The following is a 21,816-nucleotide window of genomic DNA, read 5'->3' on the forward strand; positions in this document are numbered from 1 at the left end:
TAATAAAGAACACTCTACTAAATAACTACTTATAAAAATAAATACAAATATAAATAACGATTTAACGGATGCCTACATTATAATTGTGGGTAACTGTGAACCACAATAAACCTGATGTTGTGTAAATGCTACTATAAGTAATTTTTCAGTTGTTAGGCGTAACTGCGAGCCTTATTCACAACGAATTGATAACATAATATAAACAGATAATATTATCTATTACGAGAACCTGTGAACTATAGGCTTTTCAAATTTATAATAGAGAACCCCTAATTGATAATCATCACCTACTCAACTTAGAAAATAGATACAGCAATAGATTAATGGAATGATAAAAACGGATTAATAATCCAGGTCCTAATTAACTTTAAATAGCCATTAATTATTAGGGTTTATATTTTTATCAATTGGCATCGCATGGGTTAAAGAGTCAGATACGATGGACTTACTGACCAAATTTTCTACTTCTGCTAAAGACACATTGCCAGCTGGCTGATTGCTGTTGTTAAAATTTTTTAGATTATGATTAAAGTTACTAACGTTATCAAATTCATTCTGGTTATTGCAGCTATTAGACTCATAGCTCCTAGCTCCTAGCTCCTAGCTCCTAGCTCCTAGCTCCTAGCTCTAAAAACCCTACTTCTTTTCCTACTCCTTGGTTTTCTATTTCTGCTTTAGCCTTTTTATCAACAATAGTGGTAACCACTGAATCAATACTAACACTGGCTATAAGCTGCTCTTGACTAGTTGGCATAGCAGCTGATATTACAGGAGCTGCCCATATCGGCAAGTATTGACGTATCGCTGCCTGCTTTGGCTTTAAGTAAGCAGATAACGACTGACCTTTAGTGAGAACCTCAAATTTTTGATAGTTCAGATGACTAGCATTGTTAATTAGTTGCTTGGTAGTAGCCAGTAGCCTAATCGACATGATAAGTAACAGCCAAATCATTAGTAATAAACTGTCGCTACTCAGAATAAGGCCAAAGTTGCTCAAAAATACTATTAGTCAACTCTGTTGCTAACGCTTGGGTACTTAGCAAATGACTATAAATATCTGCTGATATTAGACGGGCAACTAGTAGCGCATAGACCTGTTCAAGTAAGCTGATGACTGCTAGATAAGCCTTATCGCTTATATTGTTTTGTAGTTCTGGTATTAAGATCTATACCGATTAATCGATAATTGTCATGGTTTTTACCTAGATTAGCGCTATTCTCACAGATAGCGGCAGCTTAGGCAAAACCTTATATTTCTTAGAAGAAAATATTATGAAAGGCTTACACTATGGACATAATTGCTATTAAAGTCACTCATTAGTTAGATAATAATTAACTTTTGTTAGCTATTGTCGCTAAAAAACCTACAGTCTTCTATAATTAGTCGTTTATAATGGCTCCTAGAAATTTCTCCTAAAATGGCTTCCTTAAAACATCACTGTTAATACTTTCCTGATGGAAGAATAGCGTTAAAATGGCAGTACTAGTACAGTAGTCCCTTCAGTAGCCGCCAGCAGTCAATTTGGCTGCTAATTTGGTAGTGAGAGCTTTGATAACAGATTTCGCTGGGGCATAGAAAGATTTAACTATTAAATGAATCTGCTAATAAATAAGCAATAAAAAGTACTACTCCTAAAGCCGTAGTTAGTCATTACAAATTTGTATGTGTATGTAAATTACGCTGCGCTATCGTTGTGATTTATTTTTAAAGTCACTAAGATAAGGTCTACTTGTTAGATTTTTGCTATACCCTTTTATGTTAGCTAGTAGGCTTTTAGCCCCTTTATTAATTCGTATTTGCCTAAGGATTTCCCTTTGCTGAACCACACCACCCTTATTATTATTATTACGGTTATCGTAAGCTTATTGGCATGGCAAAATAAGGCCTTGTTTAATCGTCTTATTTTTTATCCACCAGCAGTAAGCAGTGGGCAATGGGATCGTTTTGTCACTCACGGTTTCATTCATGCGGACAGTATGCACTTGCTGTTTAATATGTTCACTTTATACTTTTTTGGTAGAGCTATTGAAGGCATATATCAGCCGTTTTTAGCAGGTTATGGTTTTTTAGTGTTCTACGTTTTGGCTATCGTCGTGGCGATGATTCCAAGCTATCTTAAAAATAAAGGCAATGCCAGTTACTTAAGCCTAGGCGCCTCAGGTGGGGTGTCAGCAGTATTGTTCGCCTTTATCTTACTAGCACCTTGGGACATGATTTATTTATTCGCAGTCGTGCCTATTCCTGCGATTTTATTCGCTGTCGCCTACGTCGCTTACAGTATCTATGCCAACAAGCGTGGTGGCTCTAATATCAATCATATGGCTCACTTATGGGGTGGTGCCTTTGGGGTAATAGCTACTATTGCTCTACAGCCTCAGATATTGCCACATTTCATTAACGCTTTACTCTCGCCCAGCTTTTAGTGGGCTGTACCTTTTAGTATAAAAAATCAGTATAGAAAGCTAGTTATGATTATAGATATTATCGGCGATATTCACGGTTATGCGGACAAGCTTATTGGCTTGCTCACGCAGTTAGGTTATGTTCATAACGGCCAATATTTTGAACCTCCTAACAATCATAGAGCGCTGTTCATTGGTGACTTGATAGACCGAGGTTCGCAGCAGCTCGCCACCTTAGAGTTAGTATTTGCCATGTTAGACGCTGATGTGGCCGATGCGGTTATGGGCAATCATGAATACAATGCCTTAGCCTATGCTACCATTGACCCCAATGAGCCAGATCAGTATTTACGCCCGCACAATGCTATCCATACTGCTCAGCATCAAGCATTTTTGGCAGAGATAGCATTTGGTTCTGATTTACATCGTTATTGGCTGGCACGTTTATATGAGCTACCATTATGGATTGAAACTGACTACGCTTGTTTTGTCCATGCTTGCTGGGATGTCGACAGCATGGCGGTATTGCAGCCGTTATTGAGCGCTAATCACTGTCTAACGGAGCAAGCACTGATAATGACCTCACAAAAGCACAGCTTGCCTTATGAGGCATTAGAGCGGGTGCTAAAGGGAGTAGAAACTCCGCTACCAGCAGGGTTAGTCATTATCGATAAAGAAGGTACTGAACGTTCAAGAGTGCGAGTACGCTGGTGGCTAGATGAATTAAATAAACGCACTATCCATCAAATTGCGCGCGCCCCAGATTCAGGATTAGCGCAGATTCCGATAGATGCCTTAGCAGAAAATATCGATTTTACTTTAAAGACCGATAAACTAGTATTCGTGGGCCATTATTGGCTAACTGGTGAGCCACAGCCCTTAAGTGCACAAGTTATTTGTACCGACTATTCTGCAGCGGTAGATAGTGGCTACTTGACTTGCTACCAGTTAGAGACTACTAAGTCCTTAGCACTCTCCTCCAGCAATTTTGTCCAGCATCGCCACGACTGTTAATCTTCTACTGTCTAATACGGTTTGATACAGTCTGATTAATTAACTAATTATTAATTAGCTATTCATCCTTTGGCAATCGGCAGTTAAATAATGTTTAAAAAACCGCTAAATTATGCTCTATTAACAGTAGCACTCAAACTTGTCTTTACGGCAGTAGTAGAATTTTTGTATGATAGTCTTTTTGAGGATATTGCGCCATGAGCACTGTCACTACCCAACCTAATCCCATTACCTCACCTGCCGGCCCAGCCAAAGTAGGTATCATCATGGGTTCGCAGTCTGATTGGGCTACTATGAGCGCTGCTGCACAACTATTAGCTGACTTCGATGTTGCTTTTGGATGCGAAGTAGTCTCAGCCCATCGAACGCCTGACCGATTGTTTGATTATGCCAAAGCCGCCAAAGATAATGGCTTACAAGTGATTATAGCTGGTGCGGGCGGTGCTGCTCATTTACCAGGTATGTGTGCCAGCCAAACGCCATTGCCAGTATTGGGTGTACCCGTTAAGTCCTCTATGCTCAGCGGTTGGGATAGCTTATTGTCTATCGTTCAAATGCCTAAAGGCGTGGCGGTTGGTACTTTAGCGATCGGTAGTGCCGGTGCTTATAACGCTGCTTTGCTTGCTATTCAGATCTTGGCGCTACAAGATAAGGTGCTAGCTACCAAACTGCATGACCTACGTCAAAAGCAAACCGAAACTATCTTAGCTAGTCCCACCCCAGGTATCATTAACCAGTAAATAAAAAACAGCTACTGTATTTAACTTACTTGCTAATAAATAGGTTTTATTGTAGGTAATGGTTACTTTGTATAAGTCTTTTACATAAGTGTTTTAGTGACAAGGTGCCTATAGTGCACCTTTTGCTATTTTATTAGCCTTACTACTCTGCGAGCTATCCCTAGATTTTGATTCTGCAATATTCTAGAGTATTGTAGAGTCTGCTTAACCAAATCATTCAAATCATCTTATTAATTTAAAGGCCAGCTATGACCACAGCCAATGCTTATCCTGTTACTCAAACTATTCGCACTATCGGTATCTTAGGCGGTGGTCAGCTCGGCATGATGCTAGCTCAAGCAGCTATGCCGTTAGGTTATCAGTGCGTGTTTTTGGAGGACAATGCTGATTGTCCAGCTGGCCTCTATGGTCGGGTTTATACTAGTGAGCAATTAGAGGATTTCATCGCTGCTGCTGAAGTATTTACGCTAGAGTTTGAAAACACCCCTACTGCGACTGTTGAACGCTTGGCTAAACTTTCTGCTAGCCAGCAAAAACAGGGAATGTTTCCACCTCCTATCGCCCTTGAGATTGCGCAAGACCGCTTAAAAGAAAAACAATTATTCAATGATCTTGACATCGCTACTGTACCGTTTAAAGCAGTTTCCTCTCTAGCTGACTTGCAGCAAGCTTGCAGTACTTTGGGCCTGCCTATCGTGTTGAAAACCAGTCGTGGTGGCTATGATGGCAAAGGTCAATACGTTATAAAAGAGCAAAGTGACATAGCGCTGGCTTGGCAAGAGCTCAAAGCTGCGGTGAGTGGCGATGGTCGCCTTACTTCACTGCCAGCACCACTTATAGCCGAAGGCTTTATTAACTTCAGCCGTGAGGTATCCATCATTGCAGCACGTGGCCAAGACGGTACCGTACGCTGTTATGATTTAGTGGAAAACCATCACTATCAAGGTGTGTTGGCTAAAACTCAAGCACCAGCTGTAGGCACTAGCCACTTGTTTGCGCAAGCACAGAGCAGCATGACTAGTTTGATGAATCATCTCGACTACGTAGGCGTTATGGCGCTTGAGCTGTTCGTTACTAAAGATGAGCGCGGTAATGATTACCTGTTGGCGAATGAGATTGCTCCAAGAGTGCATAACTCTGGGCATTGGAGCATTGAAGGCGCTGTTACTAGTCAGTTTGAAAATCACATACGGGCGGTGGTCGGCTTGCCCCTTGGAGATACTGATAATATACATCCGGTTATTATGCTCAACGTACTAGGGCAGTATCCAGATACTAAAGCGATAATGGCTATTGATGGCGCGCACTATCACAGCTATCATAAAGCTGAGCGTGAAGATCGCAAGATTGCTCATATTACCCTGATGCCCAATGATGTTGCCGATTTAGAACTGGCATTAGCTAAGCTGATCACTATCATGCCTAATAAAATGGGCTTAGATAAAAAGCCCTCTTCACTATTAATTAACCAAGCGATAGCGGAACTAGTAACCGATACTCAAAGCAACGATTCGCAACAGGAGCAGTCAAGCGCTGCTGAAATAGTGATGACTAGTAATAATGCTGATGCCACCAAAACAGCAGAGCCTAAAACCACTACTAAGCCAAAATCTACAAAACAACCTGTTAATAAGGTGAAAAAATAATGCAGATTTGGGTTGATGCTGACTCAGTACCTCTAATAGCCAAAGACTTGATTATTAAAACAGCTGAACGTACTCAGACTACCGTAATATTCGTCGCCAATCAGCCTATTAAATTACGTAAGTCACCGCTATTAATTATGACCGTGGTGCCACAAGGTTTTGATAAAGCTGATGATTATATCGCTGAAAATATTCAAGCAGGAGACTTGGCTATTACTAGCGATATTCCACTAGCCAATGATATTCTGGATAAAGGCGGCAAAGTACTGACCTCACGTGGGGTCATTTACGATCATAATAACATTAAGCAAAAGCTCAATATGCGTGACTTCATGGATACTATGCGTGGTACTGGCGTTTTAGAATTGCAGGAGATGAGCGGTCAGAAACCTTATGGCGACCGTGATAAAAAGTCTTTTGCTGATGGGCTGAACCGTTTAGTTCGTTAATTAGACCCCGTGCTTGAACTGACTTTAAATTGTAAATTTTTTACTTGCGAAGGGTATTTTGCATGGCGACTATACCATCATGTAAGTAGATACTTAAAAAGAGCGTACAAGCTAAAAAGCCTGTACGCTCTTTTGTTTATTTAAATGGCGTAGCTATTGATGATTGATAATTAATGAGTATTGCTGATGGCTTGTTAATTACTGGTTAATCGCTATTAGCTATTAGGCCAAATCACTAGGGAAAGGGATCACTTCTCTTAGATTTTTGGCACCTGAGATAACCATCAATAGTCTATCTAAACCAACGGCTATACCACTACAAGCCGGTAAGTCATCACAAGCAGCAACTAGATGCTGATCAATAGGCATTTGTGCTAAATCATGCTGTTGACGTAACAGATTGTCCTGCTCAAAGCGTTGTTGCAGCGCTGCGCCATCGGCCAGTTCATCGTAAGCATTAGCAATCTCAATACCATTTATATACAGCTCAAAGCGCTTGGCTACAAGATTACCGTCTTTGTCAACATCAGTCTTAGCTAGTGCAGCAGTAGCTGGAGGATAGTCGATGATTAAAGTAGGTAAATCGTGACCTAGATTGGGTTCTACCAAGTGACTAAACAATAGATCCAGCCACTGTTGACGATTGTCAGCGTCATCCTCTAAAACGGCGCTAATACTCTCCTCACTTTCTACAGAGTGGGACGGCGGCGCAAAACTTTTAGCGACTAGACCTTTATCCTCAGCTATAGCTCTCAATGCGGTAACACTAGAGGTGAGAGGGTGAATAGCTACAAAGTCAATAAACGCATCGATATAGCGATAGTGAGTCATAACTACCGGATAACCGTAAAGCACTTCTAGTAATTTTGCCAACTCCTCGCCTAGCTCCGTCAAGCTATAACCTAGTCGATACCATTCGAGCATAGTAAATTCAATATTATGGCGCGAACCAATTTCGTTATCACGAAATACTGGACAGATTTGATAAATCGCTACTTGCCAACTAGCGAGCAAACGTTTCATAGCGAATTCGGGTGAAGTATGTAGATAATAAGCACTAGGCTTGTCCTGATAAGTTACCCTACAAGCCACTGACTGCAAAAAAGTGTCAGTATTTGCTGCTTGTGACAATAAGGGCGTCTGCACTTCTAACACTTGACGCTGCGCAAAAAACTGCCTGATGTCAGCTAGCATTTTTGCTCTTTTGTGCGCCACTGCTAAACTCATTGTAGGCCCATAAACTGCCTTATCCTCCGTAGCTTTTATAAGCGACTCATTATTTAGGCTCATCTTATACTAGTGCTCACTGGTAGTTGTCAACTAGATTTTTACGTTAAATATTAGAGACGAAACCATTAGGACTGCCATTCACGACGCAAGTGATAGTCCCGACGCAGCTGATCAAAGTCAGCACCTTTGACTTGCCCATCCACTATTTTTGCCCGCAATGCTCGGTCATCTTCTGCGATATCATAAAACTTATCCAAACGCTCAGGATGAGCTTTAAGCTCAGACCATAAGTACAAGTTCGCTGGCAATAGATGCAGCATAGATTGCACAGGTTCGACTGCCAACTGTTCGCATAGGGCGTCATAGATCATCTGGGTGCCGCGCAGCTTACCTTCTACGCTATATCCTGCAATGTGTGGCGTGGCAAAAGCTAATTGGTCCAGTAAGCTCTTGTCGACTTGCGGCTCATGCTCGAACACATCTAGCACCACTTGGCGTCCAGTACTTTCAATATTGGCCTTTAGCGCTGCTTCAGCAATCACTGGCCCGCGCGCACTATTGATCAGTAGCGCATCAGGCGACATAAGCTGCAACGCTGCTGAATCAATAAGATGCTCAGTTGGATAATCGCTAGCATTGTTAATAGCTTTGCCATTAGCGGCAACCGTCAAAGGCACATGCAAACTAATAGCAGCACTTTGGCTAAGCAGTTGCTCAAAGCTGGCATTATTATATTTTGATGCTGGTAACAACGGATCGTAACCTAGTACTTGCCAGCCTAGATCAGTAGCATACTGAGCTAGCGTACTGCCAATATTCCCTAGTCCAATAATACCTAAGGTCATCGGCTGCTGCCAGTATTGGGGCTGCAAAGTCAGTATCGCTGTCAGCACATATTGGGCAACGGAATGTTTGCTACAGCCAGCAGCATTAGCGAAAGTGATATGACGCTCAGCCAGATAAGCTTGATCGACATGATCAGTACCAATGGTGGCTGATCCAACAAATTTGACACTAGTATTATTAGCTAGTAATTGCTTGTCCACTAGCGTCACTGAACGTATCAGCAATACATCCGGTTGTAGCTCGCTTAGCAATTGCGCATCTATATCACGGCCTACTACTTTTATAATTTTTATATTCTGCGCTGCATCTTGAGCTAAGGTTTGCGAATTAAAAAAGTCATCAAGGCTAGCGATATTACTATCGGCAAGGATAGTCAGGACAATCGGTTTATTAGTTAACATAGTAGTGCCATCAGCTTAATGGATTATAGGATTATAGGATTATAGGATTATAGGATTATAGGATTATAGGGTTATAGGGTTATTGGTATATAGGAATATTCATTTACCATTACCAGCTATTAACTGTTTGCAGGATTTTCACTATCGTCTTTATTCTGCTTCTCGAAGTTTAATAACATTTGATTATCAGTTAATAACACTTGCTTAGGGGCAAAAATCTCGTTTTTATGCTGTGATATCCACTCACGCCAAATGGCAAGGCCAATAGCTAGTACTACAGGGCCTATGAACAAACCAACGAAACCAAAAGCTGTAAGACCGCCTAATACGCCGATAAAAATAATGATAAAAGGAATCTTGGTAGCGCCACTAATGACGATAGGACGAATAAGATTATCGACCCAGCTGATCACTAAAACACCCCATAAAGCGAGACCAATACCTTCAGTAGTATAACCTTGACTCAACAGCCAGATCGATACTGCGCCCCACGCAAACGGGGTACCAAAAGGTATTAGCGCCACTCCGAAAGTGATGAGGGTAAGCAAGATAGGACTAGGCGCACCAGAAAAGTAATAACCGACGCCAGCCAGTAATGCCTGCGCTAATGCCGTTAGACCAATACCATAGACTACAGCGCGCGTGGTGGTGCCTACAGAATCAATATAGCCATCAATACGGTTGCCGATGATATTACGCAAGGCTTGACGAATCTGCCGTATTAGACTGATGCCATCACGATAAAAGAAATAAAGCGTCATCAAAGCCATACCCAATTTGGCAAGACTGCTGAACAATACATCGAGAGCCACTTTGCCGTAGTATAAGTGCGACTGAATCCAAGCACGAAAAGCTTCGAGAGTACCCTCAGGATTCTTATTTACTCTCCATAAGATATCTTGAATTTGTTGACCAATAACCGGTAGGTTTTTAAGAGAATCGGGCATATCAAGATAGCCGACTTTGATACGATAGATGAGATTAGTATAGAGGCTAAGCGCTTCTTGTTGCAGTATAAATATCGCTATAACTAAGGGTACCCCTATCATTAGCGAGATACTAATGGTCATAATGGCCGCACTAACATTTGAACTGAACTTTACTTTTTCATGGAAAAACTTATAAATAGGAAAAGTAACGTAGGCCAAAATCGCAGCCCAAAGTGCTGGCACAATAAAGAACTGCACCACTTGAAAGCAAAGTATAAACAGTATCACTAGTAACGTAATGGCTAGTAATCGCTGAATAACGACCTCTTTTGTCCAGTTTTCAATCATAGCGTATGAACCAACCAGTAACAGCCTTATAGGATGTTACTGCGAATTATATGAATATGTAGGCATGAGCCTATGAGTAAAAGTTTATAAACTGTATATCTATGCGCCTAGCAAACATCTTAACAACCAGCAGCCATTATGCAATAGGATAAGACGAATAAATAATACTGTGTTGTAATTTTTACTTACAATTTTGTTTTAGGTAGTCTGTTAAGGCGGCGTTGAACAAGGACTAATAGACACTGTTGCAGTCGAATGTTCAACACGCCTTAGTATTGAAATAAAACTAAAGGTAATAGTAAGCAAAACTCACTTAAGTCGATAATAATATAGTTTTGTTTAGGGTGCAAAAACACCGTAGCGTTCTCTTAGCATTAGTAATTGATGTTATACTAAGGGTATTATTTTGTGCATACGAAATCCATTGAGATTTTTTTTAGCTGCCTATTTGGCAATATTTTTGCTAGCTAGTACAACTATATAGCTCAGTCTCAGCACTAGATTCACGGACCTGTCTTGAGGCTAAATTTAAGAATAGTAGCTAAGCATTTACTTTTTTTATACTTTTTACGTATTATTTGGCTAGCTTACTGGCCAAATAATACTTTAGCTAGCAAACATCATAAGCGATAAATTGTACAAACAAGTTAAATCATTAAGCCCTATAACTGAATTATTTTAAAAAACTAAGCCATATATTATAGTTTGGTGAGCACATTCTAACTAAGCATTTTAACTAGACGATCCAAATAAATAATAATCCACTAAATTTTAAATACTATATTGATAGGAACAATAACAATGTCAAAAGACAATAGCCACGCTCATCCCTCTGTTACTAATACTGCTGAACAACCATCTGCACAGACCAACTCTATTACTTTTGCCTTAGCTCAATCGCATTTCTTAGTCGGTGACATTACCGCCAATGCTGAAAAAATGCGTGCGCTTGCAATAGAAGCACGTGAACAAGGTGCTGATGTTATTATCTTCCCTGAATTAGCGCTTTTAGGTTACCCTCCACAGGATTTATTACTACGCCCTAGTCTTTCAGGCCGTATCAAAAGCGCTTTGTCTAACTTGAGTGACATTGAAGATATCGTCATGATTGTTGGATACCCTCATGTGGATCATCACGGTACTTTTAACTCAGCGGCTATTTTGCATAACGGCCATCAAAAGGGCTTTTATCATAAGCAATTCTTACCTAATTACGGGGTGTTTGACGAGCGTCGTTATTTTGATAAAGGTCGTAACCAAGTTTTATTTGACTATAAAGGTATAACTATAGGTCTTCTTATTTGTGAAGATTTATGGGAAAAGAACCTAATTGCAGAACTAAAGGAGCAAGGTGCAGAGCTCATTATTAGTCTCAATGCTTCTCCTTTCCAAAGAGAAAAGCAAGATACTCGCAAAGCCATGCTAAGCAAGCGCAGTAGTGACAATAAGCTACCGATTATTTATGTTAATGCAGTTGGTGGTCAAGATGACTTAGTATTCGACGGTGGCTCAATGGCAGTACAAGCCAACGGTAATATTGCTCACGAAGCTACACGCTTTATGAATCAGCTGTTGCTAGCCACTTTAGATGTCAATACTGGTACCTTTAACACTCAAGCTAAAGCGCCCCTATCATTGAGCCGTGAGTCTGAGATGTATCAAGCCTTAGTAGTGGGCTTACGTGATTATGTTAATAACTCCGGCTTTACTGGGGTGATTATTGGTCTGTCCGGTGGTATTGATTCAGCGCTGACTTTATGTATCGCTGTCGACGCCTTAGGCGCAGACAAAGTCTATGCCGTGATGATGCCTTATGAGTACACCTCAAAAATTAGTTTAGAGGATGCCCAAGCACAAGCACGCCGCTTGAATGTTTCTTATACTGTATGTCCTATTTTTGATGCAGTAGAAGGCATTCGTCATACCCTTGCTCCATTATTTAACAAGTCACCAGCGGACACTACAGAAGAGAACATCCAAGCTCGCGCCCGTGGAGTGATCTTGATGGCGCTATCGAACAAATTTGGTCATTTGGTTATTACTACTGGTAACAAATCTGAATTAGCAGTAGGCTACTCTACTTTATATGGTGACATGGCGGGTGGTTTTGACGTATTAAAAGACGTTTATAAAACCCAAGTTTATGACTTGGCCAGCTATCGTAATCGTTTAGAAGACACCCCGGTTATTCCTGAACGAGTCATCACTCGCCCACCTTCAGCTGAGCTACGAGCTGATCAAACCGACCAAGACAGTCTGCCCGATTATGCCATATTGGACGGTATCCTCACCTTATATATCGATGAAGATATGGGCTATCAAGATATCGTATCTAGAGGTTTTGACGAAGACTTAGTCGCTAAAACCATCAAGATGGTCGACCATAGCGAGTTTAAGCGCCTACAAGCACCCATAGGTACTAAGATCAGCCACAAGGCTTTTGGGCGCGAGCGTCGCTATCCCTTAGTAAATAAATGGTCACTAAAAGGCTAACTATAAAAGATAGAGGCTAGCTAGCTTAAACCCTAGCTAGCCGACAATCAGACTTATAGAAAAATCAATGATGAAATTATTAGCTGGGTACTTGCCCAGCTTTTTTATTACCTGTTAATAAAATTTAGTCACTGTCTTTACTTTGTGTCGTTACTTTTTATCTTTATCCCAATAGCCGACTTAATCGTCTCCTTAATTATCGCTTCAATAATCCCATCTATATTTATCCGAGTATTTCATGAGCTTGCTAACCGCTAGTGTGTTTCTGTTTTTATTACTGGCCCTAAGCGCCTTTGTATCTGGTGCTGAAATTGCCATTGCCGCCAGCCGCAAGATTAAGTTACAAGTGATGGCCAAAGAAGGGGAAGTACGTGCCCTTGATGTCCTCAATATGCAACAACATTCCGGCAGCTTCATTACCGTAGTCCAAGTCGTGCTCAATGCAGTAGCTATCTCCGCTGGAGCGATTGGCGAATCAGCTATCAGTCCTTATTTATCGCTGTTATTTAAAAATGAAACTGTAGCCTCTGTACTGTCGTTTATCATTATCACTAGTGTGTTTTCACTGCTCGCTGACTTAATGCCAAGACGGCTGGCTATGTCAGACTCTGAAAATGTTTCTGTCAAATTAGTACGACCAATGATATTTTTGATCTTTATTTTTAAGCCTATAATTTGGGTATTCGATGGCGCAGCAAACGTACTGTTTAAAGCGCTAGGTATTTCCACAATTCGTCAAGACGATATGACTTCAGAGGATATCTATGCGGTAATGGATGCTGGTGCAGAAGCAGGAGTCATTAAGCATCAAGAACACCATTTAATTGAAAATATTTTTGAGATGCAAGAGCGAACAGTGACTTCAGTGATGAATCCTCGTGAGCATGTAGTTTACTTTGATAGCAAGGCTAGTACTGAGCATATAGTCGCGGTAATGATTAGACAGCCGCACAATAAGTTCTTAGTTTGCATCGACGACGACTTAGAACATATCATTGGTTATGTTGAGTCCCGTAGCTTTTTGGCATCGGTACTTGAACAACAGCTAGTGTGCCTGACCGATCAAGCGCTGCTAAAACCTGCGCTGTTCGTTCCCAATACGCTATCGCTATTTGAAGTGTTAGAAACGTTTAAATCAACGGGTGCAGATTTTGCGGTCATCGTTAATGAATACGCTTTAGTAGTAGGCGTTATCACCCTAAAAGATGTGATGAGTATTGTAATGGGCGAGCTAGTTACTTTAGAGGAGCAGCCCATCGTTCAGCGCACTGATAACTCGTGGCTGATCGACGGTATGACCCCGATTGAAGATGTTATTAGGGCGCTTGGTATCGTCAGTCTACCGCATAGTCAAAACTATGAAACGATCAGTGGCTTTATGATGTATATGCTACGCAAAATTCCCAAAAAGACCGACAGTATTGACTATGCCAATTATCATTTTGAGATTCTTGCTACTGAAAAACTCAAAATCAATCAACTGCTGGTAACTAAGTCCGAGGATGTTGTTTAAACCAAACAGCGTTTGTATTAAACCTATTAATATAAGGCCAACTTTCAATAAAATACTGTTTGCACAAAGAGCAGAGAGAACGGTTTTAATAATAGCTTATGGCAACAGACAATTCTTTCAAGTAACAGCTATTGCAAGCAACAATCATTCAAACAAAGCGTCTGACTAATCGCGCGCACCAAATATTGCGGTACCAACTCGTACCATAGTCGAGCCATTAGCAATCGCCTCAGTCATATCATCACTCATACCCATACTTAGCGTGTCCCAAGCAGTAAGCTCTGGATACTGCTTTTGTATGTCGTTGAATAACTGCTGAGTACGGGCAAAAGCATCAGTATCTGCTTTGGCAGGAATAATCATAAGTCCACGCAGTTGTAAGCGCTCATAGCTTTTGATAGTAGCTATCAAATCAGCAAGCTCTGCAGGCAAACAGCCTGATTTACTGTCTTCATTATCAATATTGAGCTGAATAAGGACATTCAATGGTGCCATACCATCTGGGCGCTGATCATTCAGGCGCTTGGCGATAATGTCACGTTCAACAGTCTGCACCCAATCAAAGTTCTCCGCTATATCACGAGTTTTGTTGCGCTGAATACTACCAATATAATGCCAAACAATAGCTGTCATTTCAGGGTCTGCCCGCAAGCTGCTAATCTTATGGATAGCTTCTTGTAGGTAGTTCTCTCCAAACTCAAGCTGACCTTGCTTAGCTAAAGTGGTAATCATTTCAGCAGGCTTAGTCTTAGACACTGCTAATAAGGTCACTTTACTCGCTGATTTGGATTCCGGTTGTTGGGAGGCCTGCTCACAAGCTTGCATAACTTGAGCACTTATTTGTTGCCAGTTGTTAATCAATTTACTGTAGTCACTATCGCTATTATTAGCTTGATCATTATTACTTTCTGTATTTGCATCGTTGTCGTTTTTAGGATTAATCAAAGAACTATTCATAAAGTACTCGTATCGAAAGTTTCTGTATAAATCTATTTATGCCTTGGTATGCGCTAATAGATGGTTAAGTATGACTAGTATTGTTATTATATTGTTACATTAACTTACTTACTATGTGAATACATGTTCAATTATAGCTATAGCAGATTAACATAAAAACATCCTTGCTCTTTGTAAATATAAGCTTAGAGGGTGCAGTGTTGTATTTTATTCACCATTAGGAATCGCTAATTATGTCTGAAAAAAGCACGTTGAGCATTGAGGATTTGCTACGTTTTGCGGTCAAGCACCAAGCATCAGATTTACATATTTCAGCAGGAATGCCAGCAATTATTCGAGTGGATGGCGAAATGACTCGTATTAATATGCCAGCAATGAGCCATCAGTTAGTTCATCAGCTGATCTACGCTATCATGAATGATAAGCAGCGAGCAGACTTTGAAGAGTTTTTTGAGACCGACTTTTCTTTTGAAATACCTAATTTAGCCCGTTTTCGAGTAAATGCTTTTAACCAAAACCGGGGTGCCGGCGCTGTTTTTCGTACTATCCCCTCCAAAGTTTTGTCTATGGATGATTTAGATATGGGCGATGTCTTTAAACGGGTATCTGACTTTAAGCGTGGAGTAGTGTTAGTCACTGGTCCTACTGGCTCTGGTAAATCAACGACATTAGCCGCTATGGTTGATTACATTAATGAGACCCGTAAAGAGCATATTCTAATTATCGAAGACCCGATTGAATTTGTCCATGAGTCCAAAAAAAGTCTAATTAACCAGCGTGAAGTGCACCGTGATACTTTGGGCTTTGGACCAGCACTACGCTCAGCTTTACGTGAAGATCCGGATGTGATTTTGGTCGGTGAGCTACGTGACCTTGAGACTATACGTTTGGCCTTGACTGCTGCTGAGACTGGACATTTAGTGTTTGCCACCTTACACACTAGCTCAGCTGCCAAAACTATTGACCGAGTCATTGATGTGTTTCCCGCTTCAGAAAAATCTATGATTCGGGCTATGTTATCTGAATCTTTGCAAGCCGTTATCTCGCAAACTCTATTGCCACGCAAAACAGGTGGTCGTGTCGCTGCGCACGAAATCATGCTCGGTACTCCAGCTATCCGTAATTTAATACGCGAAAACAAAGTGGCGCAGATGTATTCCTCTATTCAAACTAGTGCTAGCGAAGGCATGATCACCCTCGACCAATCATTACAAAATTTAATCAGTAAAGGCACGATTAGTAAAGAAGTTGCTCGTCCTTATGCCAAACAACCTGATGCATTCTTGTAATTTGATTTTATAGCTTAATTCTTAGTGCTCAATTCTTAATTCTTAGTGCTCAATAACTTTATAGCTTTTTGGCATCGACTTGACTACTTTGAGCCTTTTTAATTTCTATCTATATGAGGCTATCATTATGGACTTCGATAAACTATTACAACTGATGATTAAAAATAATGGCTCTGACTTATTTATTACCGTCAATGTCGCTCCATCGATGAAGATGAACGGTGTCATCCGTCCTGTAGGTAAAGTAGCATTAACAGAGAAGCAAGTCGAAACCTTAGTCAGAGGTGTAATGACAGAATGTCAGCGTAAAGAGTTTGCTGAGACTAATGAATGTCAGTTTGCTATCACAGATGAATTAGAAAAAGCACGCTTTCGGGTTAGTGCTTTTAGGCAACGTAACATGCCAGGCATGATTTTGCGAAAAATAGAAAACAAAATCCCTACTACTGATGAGCTGGGGTTACCCCCATTATTGCAACAACTGGCCATGAAGAACCGCGGTATTATATTGTTAGTGGGTGCCACAGGAACAGGAAAGTCTACTAGCCTAGCTGCTATGATAGGACATCGTAATCGTAACTCGCATGGCCACATTATTACTATTGAAGACCCTATAGAATTTATCCATCAGCATCAAGGCTGTATTATCACCCAGCGCGAAGTAGGTATCGATACTTTAACTTTTGAGACAGGTCTGAAAAACACTCTACGTCAAGCACCAGATGTTATTTTAATCGGAGAAATCCGTAACCGTGAAGTTATGAACTATGCGATTCAGTACGCTGAAACTGGTCACTTAGTTTTTGCGACTTTACATGCTAACAATGCCAACCAAGCCATAGATCGAATTATTCACTTTTTTGAAGCGGATCGTCACAGTCAGCTACTTATGGATCTATCGCTTAACTTACAAGCGATTGTCGCTCAGCAACTCATCCCTACCTCGGATGGCCAAGGACGCCAAGCCGCTATTGAAATCTTACTAAACTCGCAGCTGATAAGTGATTATATTCGTAAGGGTGAAATTCACGAAATAAAACAGGTTATGGCTCGTTCACGTAATAGTGGCATGCAAACTTTCGATCAGGCCCTGTTCGACTTGTACGAAAACTCCGAGATCACTTACCAAGATGCTATTAAGTATGCTGACTCACCAAATGATCTGCGTTTACAGGTCAAGCTCAATAGTAGACATAGTGATAACTATAAAGATAAAAATATTAAAAAACTCTCTTTAGATGCTAATTAGCTATTAGCGTTGAGCCATCATTAGCTATGGATAAACTGGGGTTGAAGAAATCGCCGCTGTTAACTTGTCAGTGTTTAGATAGTATATTTATAAGGGCCAATAATGAAAAGCAGCAACCGATAACCAACCTTGAATTAGCTATCCTCAACCTATCTGCAATAAAAAAAGCCTTTATTTATAAAGACTTTTTTTATGCTTAATACTAAGCCTAAGATATCAGGAATAAAGCACTACAGCAAATAGCACTAAAGCTAGCTGAATCGTGCGACTTACTTGGCGCTATCCTTACATTCTTGATTATTGCAGATACCATAAAGTACTAGTGAATGTCCTGAGAGCTTAAAACCATGCTCGTTTGCCACTTTCAGTTGTTCTTCTTCGATAATTTCGTTGTGGAACTCAATAATCTTGCCACATACATCACAAACCAAATGGTCATGATGCTCGTCTTGAGTGATCTCGAACACAGAAAGATTATTTTCAAAGTTATGACGCTCAACGATACCGGCTTGCTCGAACTGAGTTAATACTCGATAAACCGTGGCTAAACCCACATCTTCACCTTGCCCAATCAGTGCTTTATAAACTTCTTCAGCACTCATATGGTGATGCTCTGCGTTTGCTAATAATTCTAAAATCTTAATGCGAGGTAAGGTAACTTTAAGCCCCGCTTTACGTAAATCTTGATTGGTGAAAGCCATAGTATCCCTCTTGACTATTAAAGTCTTAGTAAATAAAAACGTTTTGCAATGATAAACAAGTGCGGCTGAAGGCAAGCTACTGGCCAAAGCCAACAACCATTAAAGAGTAAGAACTAGGCTTTAACAGCTTTAAACTATCTCAAAATACTATTGTAAGTAGATAAGCTTAAGCTTATAAAGCTTTAATTCTGTTAAGATTATGAGGTACTAGTAGTTATAGTTATTCTATAATGCTTATTAAATAATGTCGTAAGTGATAGGCAATTGCAAGTAAATCACGTATCATTTGTCCAAGATTGTCGGTAATGGTTGTATTGACAACTGTTGGCCGTACCTAACCCATTTCTTATGAGTCATCTTACCATGATAAATTCATTATCTCTTCGTTCTATTGCCAATACTCGTATGCTACGCAAACTTATGATCGCTATTAGCATTGGCGCTACAGTTACGCTATCAGGCTGCTCACTATTTAGCGTTTATAAGATTGATCTGCCGCAAGGAACACCTCTTAGTCAGACCCAAGCCCAAGCCTTGAAGGTAGGTATGAGCCAAAACCAAGTGCTCTATATCTTAGGCAGCCCTGCCATTAGAGACACTTTAGAGCCTAATCGTTGGGATTATATTTATGACTTTCAAGCAGGTACTGAAGGAAGTCGTAAGGGCATTGCTGATGTCAAAAATGCTAGCCAGCATTTGCGAGTTTACTTCGATGCCAATGGCATAGTTAGCCGTATTGAAGGTATTGAAACCTTGCCGCAACCTTGATAAATGAGAAGTAGTAAATCATTCAAGATAAGCCAAGGGTGATAAATCAGTTTTAATAGCTCAACCTTAAGCACTAGTTAGCATAAAGCGCTGTTTACTTTTTAAATAGCGCTTTTTTATGCGTTAGGTTTTGTCTGCTGACAGACTGTAACCGTATAGTTTGCCACTATTTAGACTTATTCTTGCGTTGAGACATCGGGTCAGTACTTAAGCTCCTATAGACTTCAATTCGATCAAGCGCCTGCAATTGATAGCTGAGTGGCTGCTTTTGTGCATAAATTCCCACATGCCATAATTTGGCAGCGGGAGTTATAGCCGCTGCTACTTGCTCACACCATACTGCCAAAGCAGCAAACTGTGTTAACCAACCTGCTTGTGCCAACGCCTCATATATCGTTGTACCATTAGCCACCTCTAAGCTCAGATAATGCTGTATTTGTGCCGTCTCTGCATAAGCTAAGTGTACCGTTATTGGCTTAGATGCTAGCGTTTGTAAGGGCATCTGTACAGCCACATCATTATTTACTAGCTCATCCACTGTAGTACCCAACCTACTAATGCTAAAGTCAGTGCTAAGGGCACAAAAATACGAATGGCTATGCGCCACAAATTATAAAAGCCTTCATTACCGAAGTTTAACGACTTACGCAGATGACTGATTTTCATCTGCCAACCAACGAATACTGAAAGCAACAATACCGCTACGCTGCTAATAATAACTAACAATCCAACTAGCCAAGTGGTTGGTACGGCTATTACTAATACTACCCCTAGTGCTACGGTCAATAGTAAGCTAACTACCAGCCCAAACTTATAAGATAGTTGTTGCACAGCATAATGTAGCAAATAACTGACTACAAACAGCACTCCTAGCCCATATACCAGTTGCGCGATTGGTGGCAGATTTAGACCACTAATAAATAACGCAATCACCCCAACTATCAACTGTAATATCCAAATCGGTAATACTAGTTTAGTAGCGCGGTATACCGCAGTAGACTGATTTTTTTTAGTGGCAGCGTCACTATGGTTAGCACCTGAGGTTAATAGGGTTTGTTTACTGACTAAGTGCTGTCCGAACCAGTATAGACCAGTACCAGCACCTACACTCACTAATGCCAATGCTACAGCTCGTGCCCATTCACTCAAGCTAATATCAGTCATAGCGAAGCTAATAGTAGGCAAGCCATTGGCAACGCCTAGCGCTAACCCTATGATCATCAACCCTAGACCAATTGGTAAAGGAGCTGCTCCAAGCAAGCTTAGCAATACAGCGATGACTAGCAAACCGGCACCAACGGCAAAGCTTGGTATATTAGGCAAACTATTAAGCTCAGTCAGTGCTGCTAATATCCTGTTACTAGCATCAGAGACTACTAGTGCCGCAATAACTATCGACACTAAAGCTGCAAGCCAAGCAAAACTTCGCCATAGCGAACTGGCATCAGCTTCACGTGTCAGCTTTTGCATGCCTGCTAATGGCGACTCAGCACTGCGATAAGCTAAAGCAACTTCAGCATAAATGACTGGTAGAGATACTAGCACCATGGCTAATAACCATAGTAACCAAAAATCGATTTCACCAATTGAGGCTGGGGCAAACCAGCGAAACAATAATAGTGGCAGTAGTGCAGCTATAAAATAAGAGGCATAACGGATCATCATAATTTCAATCCAAACGTTCTAAAGTAATAAGTAGCGTTAGGGGTTGTGCAATATGTACAAATACGTCCTGATATAGAAATACAGTTATTCTTATATATAAATACAGCTATATAGGAGCACCGGCTTATTGTAAACCCTTATGATTTATATAAGGCAGCATCTATAAGCCATTATTTGTAGAGCTGTGTCTTTAAGTGGTTATACATAATGGAGAGCTAGCTATAAAAAAACCCCGGAATCGGGGTTTAGTAGCTAAAGGATAATCTATATTCTATAGGATTTAAAAAACTCATTTAACTACGGTATAGGACTAGTATTTTTAAGTATTAGATATTGAATTAATGGATAGCACTGACGTAGTCTGCAAGGATGCGAATATCGCGATCCGACAACTTCGAAGCTACTACCTGCATCATACCCTTATCGCCTTCTTTAGCAGCATCATTGTAGCGCTTTTGATCATCACTAGTGACATCATCTTCACGACCAGCAGCGCGGAATAGCTTAAGCTGAGTCGCGATATATTGAGAATGTTGACCCCCTAAACGTGGGAAAGCAGCCCAAATATTACCAGCAGCATCTGGACCATGACAACCAGCACAACCAATGACCCCACGTGACTTATCACCACCTAAAAATATCTTAGTCGCTTCTTGCACAGTAGCTGGGTTACCAAAACCTACTCCCCAAGGAGCTTTTTCAGTATAGTAGCCAGCAACGTTAGCTAGATCTTGCTGAGACAAGTTAGCAACTTGCGCTTGCATGATACCGTTTTTACGGTAGCCTGCTTTGAAGTTCACTAGTTGCTTATAAAGATACTTTACATTTTGGCCGCCTAAGTTAGGCTGAGCAGGGACTGCACTTACTCCGTCAACACCATGACAAGCGGCACATTGTGCTTCTACGATTTTTTTACCTGCATTAGCGTCATATTCAGGAACAGTAATAGCAGCTTGTACGCTGAAACTTGCAATACATAAGCTGGCGGCAGCGATTAACTTTTTCATCTATATGAATCCTACTAACTTGGCGTAAGTATCAGTTAGCATAATTGCATTAACAAGACTCTATCTATACGATAGTATGTAGCAATGCTCATAGAACAATTCCTACATTTTCAATCTTAGTAATCAACCACCCAAAAGCACTTACTGACAACAAGGTTTATTTACGAT

Annotated in this window: 19 protein-coding genes; 10 read left to right on the forward strand and 9 right to left on the reverse strand. The window is 40.7% G+C overall.

The features are described 5' to 3' along the window. Nucleotides 1–607: 607 nt before the first annotated feature. Nucleotides 608–931 carry a hypothetical protein gene (locus tag KPY62_RS06705; protein WP_216581328.1) on the reverse strand — a complete coding sequence of 108 codons (324 nt, stop codon included), beginning with the start codon at nucleotides 929–931 and terminating at the stop codon, nucleotides 608–610. Nucleotides 932–1,815: 884 nt separating this feature from the next. Here KPY62_RS06705 and KPY62_RS06710 point away from each other — a divergent pair. The 5 genes from KPY62_RS06710 (at nucleotide 1,816) to KPY62_RS06730 (ending at nucleotide 6,252) form a co-directional block, all read left to right on the forward strand. Beyond that, the gene (locus tag KPY62_RS06710) at nucleotides 1,816–2,424 is read left to right on the forward strand and encodes a rhomboid family intramembrane serine protease (protein WP_216581329.1); all 609 of its coding nucleotides are present in this window, start codon (nucleotides 1,816–1,818) and stop codon (nucleotides 2,422–2,424) included. A gap of 45 nt (nucleotides 2,425–2,469) precedes the next feature. Further along, a complete protein-coding gene (locus KPY62_RS06715; RefSeq protein WP_216581330.1) occupies nucleotides 2,470–3,417 on the forward strand; it encodes a metallophosphoesterase in 948 nt (315 codons plus the stop codon). A 197-nt stretch (nucleotides 3,418–3,614) separates the two neighbouring features. After that, on the forward strand, nucleotides 3,615–4,157 hold the full coding sequence (gene purE / locus KPY62_RS06720) for a 5-(carboxyamino)imidazole ribonucleotide mutase (RefSeq protein ID WP_216581331.1): 543 nt from the start codon (nucleotides 3,615–3,617) through the stop codon (nucleotides 4,155–4,157). Nucleotides 4,158–4,405: 248 nt separating this feature from the next. After that, nucleotides 4,406–5,803: a 5-(carboxyamino)imidazole ribonucleotide synthase gene (locus KPY62_RS06725; RefSeq protein ID WP_228730600.1), complete on the forward strand. Its 1,398-nt coding sequence runs from the start codon at nucleotides 4,406–4,408 to the stop codon at nucleotides 5,801–5,803. Next, nucleotides 5,803–6,252, forward strand: coding sequence for a YaiI/YqxD family protein (locus KPY62_RS06730; protein ID WP_201621772.1), 450 nt, complete (start codon nucleotides 5,803–5,805; stop codon nucleotides 6,250–6,252). The genes KPY62_RS06725 and KPY62_RS06730 overlap by 1 nt, the downstream gene beginning before the upstream one ends. Before the next feature lie 222 nt (nucleotides 6,253–6,474). Here the strand turns inward: KPY62_RS06730 and epmA are convergent, their stop codons facing one another. From epmA to KPY62_RS06745, 3 genes are all read right to left on the reverse strand, one after another. Beyond that, complete coding sequence (epmA, locus tag KPY62_RS06735; RefSeq protein ID WP_216581332.1) at nucleotides 6,475–7,542, reverse strand: EF-P lysine aminoacylase EpmA; 1,068 nt, start codon at nucleotides 7,540–7,542, stop codon at nucleotides 6,475–6,477. A gap of 65 nt (nucleotides 7,543–7,607) precedes the next feature. Next, nucleotides 7,608–8,729, reverse strand: coding sequence for a 4-phosphoerythronate dehydrogenase (locus KPY62_RS06740; protein WP_216581333.1), 1,122 nt, complete (start codon nucleotides 8,727–8,729; stop codon nucleotides 7,608–7,610). A gap of 119 nt (nucleotides 8,730–8,848) precedes the next feature. Next, nucleotides 8,849–10,006: an AI-2E family transporter gene (locus tag KPY62_RS06745; RefSeq protein ID WP_216581334.1), complete on the reverse strand. Its 1,158-nt coding sequence runs from the start codon at nucleotides 10,004–10,006 to the stop codon at nucleotides 8,849–8,851. Between the two features lie 801 nt (nucleotides 10,007–10,807). On the opposite strand from KPY62_RS06745, the gene KPY62_RS06750 reads away from it, so the two are divergent. Together KPY62_RS06750 and KPY62_RS06755 are read left to right on the forward strand one after the other, a co-directional pair. Then, nucleotides 10,808–12,499 carry an NAD+ synthase gene (locus KPY62_RS06750; RefSeq protein WP_216581335.1) on the forward strand — a complete coding sequence of 564 codons (1,692 nt, stop codon included), beginning with the start codon at nucleotides 10,808–10,810 and terminating at the stop codon, nucleotides 12,497–12,499. A 238-nt stretch (nucleotides 12,500–12,737) separates the two neighbouring features. After that, nucleotides 12,738–14,012: a hemolysin family protein gene (locus tag KPY62_RS06755; RefSeq protein WP_216581336.1), complete on the forward strand. Its 1,275-nt coding sequence runs from the start codon at nucleotides 12,738–12,740 to the stop codon at nucleotides 14,010–14,012. A 165-nt stretch (nucleotides 14,013–14,177) separates the two neighbouring features. On the opposite strand, the gene KPY62_RS06760 is transcribed toward KPY62_RS06755, so the two are convergent. After that, complete coding sequence (locus tag KPY62_RS06760) at nucleotides 14,178–14,969, reverse strand: YggS family pyridoxal phosphate-dependent enzyme (protein ID WP_216581337.1); 792 nt, start codon at nucleotides 14,967–14,969, stop codon at nucleotides 14,178–14,180. A gap of 251 nt (nucleotides 14,970–15,220) precedes the next feature. On the opposite strand from KPY62_RS06760, the gene KPY62_RS06765 reads away from it, so the two are divergent. Beyond that, the gene (locus KPY62_RS06765) at nucleotides 15,221–16,258 is read left to right on the forward strand and encodes a type IV pilus twitching motility protein PilT (RefSeq protein WP_216583197.1); all 1,038 of its coding nucleotides are present in this window, start codon (nucleotides 15,221–15,223) and stop codon (nucleotides 16,256–16,258) included. Nucleotides 16,259–16,385: 127 nt separating this feature from the next. Continuing rightward, nucleotides 16,386–17,507: a PilT/PilU family type 4a pilus ATPase gene (locus tag KPY62_RS06770; RefSeq protein WP_216581338.1), complete on the forward strand. Its 1,122-nt coding sequence runs from the start codon at nucleotides 16,386–16,388 to the stop codon at nucleotides 17,505–17,507. A 269-nt stretch (nucleotides 17,508–17,776) separates the two neighbouring features. Here KPY62_RS06770 and fur read toward each other — a convergent pair whose 3' ends face one another. After that, the gene (fur, locus tag KPY62_RS06775) at nucleotides 17,777–18,208 is read right to left on the reverse strand and encodes a ferric iron uptake transcriptional regulator (protein ID WP_216581339.1); all 432 of its coding nucleotides are present in this window, start codon (nucleotides 18,206–18,208) and stop codon (nucleotides 17,777–17,779) included. Nucleotides 18,209–18,556: 348 nt separating this feature from the next. Between fur and KPY62_RS06780 the strand changes: the two genes are divergently transcribed. After that, nucleotides 18,557–18,976: an outer membrane protein assembly factor BamE gene (locus KPY62_RS06780; RefSeq protein ID WP_216581340.1), complete on the forward strand. Its 420-nt coding sequence runs from the start codon at nucleotides 18,557–18,559 to the stop codon at nucleotides 18,974–18,976. Between the two features lie 166 nt (nucleotides 18,977–19,142). On the opposite strand, the gene KPY62_RS06785 is transcribed toward KPY62_RS06780, so the two are convergent. The 3 genes from KPY62_RS06785 to KPY62_RS06795 form a co-directional block, all read right to left on the reverse strand. Beyond that, a complete protein-coding gene (locus KPY62_RS06785) occupies nucleotides 19,143–19,514 on the reverse strand; it encodes an RnfH family protein (RefSeq protein WP_324033889.1) in 372 nt (123 codons plus the stop codon). Further along, a complete protein-coding gene (locus KPY62_RS06790) occupies nucleotides 19,502–20,641 on the reverse strand; it encodes a hypothetical protein (protein ID WP_216581341.1) in 1,140 nt (379 codons plus the stop codon). Before KPY62_RS06790 ends, KPY62_RS06785 begins: the two co-directional genes overlap by 13 nt. A gap of 338 nt (nucleotides 20,642–20,979) precedes the next feature. Continuing rightward, nucleotides 20,980–21,648 carry a c-type cytochrome gene (locus KPY62_RS06795; RefSeq protein WP_216581342.1) on the reverse strand — a complete coding sequence of 223 codons (669 nt, stop codon included), beginning with the start codon at nucleotides 21,646–21,648 and terminating at the stop codon, nucleotides 20,980–20,982. Between the last annotated feature and the right edge of the window lie 168 nt (nucleotides 21,649–21,816).

The organism is Psychrobacter sp. TAE2020, assembly GCF_018919485.1.
In the GTDB taxonomy this organism is placed as follows: domain Bacteria; phylum Pseudomonadota; class Gammaproteobacteria; order Pseudomonadales; family Moraxellaceae; genus Psychrobacter.

Excerpts from the sequence above, each read along its gene's own strand:
- KPY62_RS06750 (WP_216581335.1), top strand. The coding sequence starts at position 10,808 with ATGTCAAAAGACAATAGCCACGCTCATCCCTCTGTTACTAATACTGCT.
- KPY62_RS06740 (WP_216581333.1), bottom strand. The coding sequence starts at position 8,729 with ATGTTAACTAATAAACCGATTGTCCTGACTATCCTTGCCGATAGTAAT.
- KPY62_RS06780 (WP_216581340.1), top strand. The coding sequence starts at position 18,557 with ATGAGTCATCTTACCATGATAAATTCATTATCTCTTCGTTCTATTGCC.
- KPY62_RS06795 (WP_216581342.1), bottom strand. The coding sequence starts at position 21,648 with ATGAAAAAGTTAATCGCTGCCGCCAGCTTATGTATTGCAAGTTTCAGC.
- purE (WP_216581331.1), top strand. The coding sequence starts at position 3,615 with ATGAGCACTGTCACTACCCAACCTAATCCCATTACCTCACCTGCCGGC.
- KPY62_RS06715 (WP_216581330.1), top strand. The coding sequence starts at position 2,470 with ATGATTATAGATATTATCGGCGATATTCACGGTTATGCGGACAAGCTT.
- KPY62_RS06745 (WP_216581334.1), bottom strand. The coding sequence starts at position 10,006 with ATGATTGAAAACTGGACAAAAGAGGTCGTTATTCAGCGATTACTAGCC.
- KPY62_RS06760 (WP_216581337.1), bottom strand. The coding sequence starts at position 14,969 with ATGAATAGTTCTTTGATTAATCCTAAAAACGACAACGATGCAAATACA.
- epmA (WP_216581332.1), bottom strand. The coding sequence starts at position 7,542 with ATGAGCCTAAATAATGAGTCGCTTATAAAAGCTACGGAGGATAAGGCA.
- KPY62_RS06730 (WP_201621772.1), top strand. The coding sequence starts at position 5,803 with ATGCAGATTTGGGTTGATGCTGACTCAGTACCTCTAATAGCCAAAGAC.
- KPY62_RS06755 (WP_216581336.1), top strand. The coding sequence starts at position 12,738 with ATGAGCTTGCTAACCGCTAGTGTGTTTCTGTTTTTATTACTGGCCCTA.
- fur (WP_216581339.1), bottom strand. The coding sequence starts at position 18,208 with ATGGCTTTCACCAATCAAGATTTACGTAAAGCGGGGCTTAAAGTTACC.
- KPY62_RS06790 (WP_216581341.1), bottom strand. The coding sequence starts at position 20,641 with ATGATGATCCGTTATGCCTCTTATTTTATAGCTGCACTACTGCCACTA.
- KPY62_RS06705 (WP_216581328.1), bottom strand. The coding sequence starts at position 931 with ATGTCGATTAGGCTACTGGCTACTACCAAGCAACTAATTAACAATGCT.
- KPY62_RS06725 (WP_228730600.1), top strand. The coding sequence starts at position 4,406 with ATGACCACAGCCAATGCTTATCCTGTTACTCAAACTATTCGCACTATC.
- KPY62_RS06770 (WP_216581338.1), top strand. The coding sequence starts at position 16,386 with ATGGACTTCGATAAACTATTACAACTGATGATTAAAAATAATGGCTCT.